This is a genomic window from Variovorax atrisoli 110B, assembly GCF_000382045.1.
Taxonomy (GTDB): domain Bacteria; phylum Pseudomonadota; class Gammaproteobacteria; order Burkholderiales; family Burkholderiaceae_C; genus Variovorax; species Variovorax atrisoli.
This window is the reverse complement of sequence record NZ_KB907493.1, coordinates 1-1,362: the sequence shown is the minus strand read 5'-3', so window position 1 is coordinate 1,362 and position 1,362 is coordinate 1. Positions and strand designations below refer to the sequence as shown.

The 1,362-nt window shown below is 67.0% G+C and carries 1 protein-coding gene; it reads left to right on the top strand.

Translation table 11 applies throughout. The features are described 5' to 3' along the window. The coding region (locus G369_RS36970; protein ID WP_038117037.1) for a condensation domain-containing protein at positions 1-1,362 on the top strand (1,362 nt) is incomplete at both ends.

Here is a 1,362-nt window from a genome sequence, read left to right as displayed (position 1 = left end):
GCGCTGCCGGACTACATGGTTCCGAGCGTGATCGTGGAGCTGCAGGCGCTGCCGCTGAACGCGAACGGGAAGGTGGATCGCAAGGCGCTGCCTGCGCCGGAGTTCACGAGCGAGAGGGCGTACGAGGCGCCCGAGGGGGAGGTCGAGCAGACCCTGGCATCGATCTGGGCCGAAGTACTCGGAGTGGCTCGCGTGGGCCGCAACGACAACTTCTTCGAACTCGGCGGCGACTCCATCCTCAGTCTCAAGGTGACGGCACGAGCAGCCAGGGCCGGCGTGCAGCTGAATCCCCGACAGGTGTTTGAGCACCAGAGCCTTTCGCGCATCGCCCAGGCCATCGGCACCGGCCAGTCTTCAGTGACGCCGACCATCCCCGTGCTGACTGCTGAGCAGCGCGCCGGTACGCTGGCTCTTTCCCATGCACAGATGCGCCAGTGGTTCATGTGGCAGCTCGATCCGTCGAGCACCGCGTACCACATCAGCGGCGCGTTGAAGCTGAAAGGTAGGCTCGACGTGGAGGCCCTGCGTGCGAGCTTCGATGCGCTGGTGCTGCGTCACGAATCGCTGCGTACCGTGTTCCGCACCGACGCCCAGGGCCTGGCGCGGCAACTGATCCGCGAAGCCGGGCCGGTCGACATCGCCATGGTCGACCTCGTGGCACTGCACTCCCCGCAGGAGCGTGAAACGCGCAGCAGGGAAGAAGCCCTGCGCCTGAGCCACACTCCCTTCGACCTGGCCGAAGGCCCGCTGCTGCGGGTCGGCTTGATCCGCCTCGCGCCCGAGGAGCACATGCTCGTCGTGGTGATGCATCACATCGTGTCCGACGGCTGGTCGATGCAGGTCATCGTCGACGAATTCGTGGCGCAGTACGGCGCGCGCGTGCAAGGCAAGGAGGCAACGCTGTCGTCGCTGCCGATCCAGTACGCCGACTACGCCGCATGGCAGCGCGATTGGCTCGAGGCCGGCGAGCGTGAGCGCCAGCTGGCTTACTGGACGCAACACCTCGGCGCCGGGCAGCCGACACTGCAACTGCCCACCGATCACGCCAGAAGAGCCGACGGCCGCTACAGCGCCGTGCGGCATGGCTTCGAACTGCCGGGCGACCTCGTGCAGCGGTTGTACCGGCGCCTGCAAGGCCATGGCGCGACGCTCTTCATGGGATTGCTCGCAGGCTTCCAGGTACTGCTCAGCCGCTACACCGGCGAACTGGACATTCGCGTGGGCGTTCCGGTTGCCAACCGTCACCGCGCCGAGACCGAAAGCGTGATCGGCTTCTTCGTCAACACGCAGCTGTTGCGCAGCGTGCTGGACAGCCGCGAGAGCCTCACGCAGGTGCTGGCGCGCGCGAAGGAGGCCGCGCTG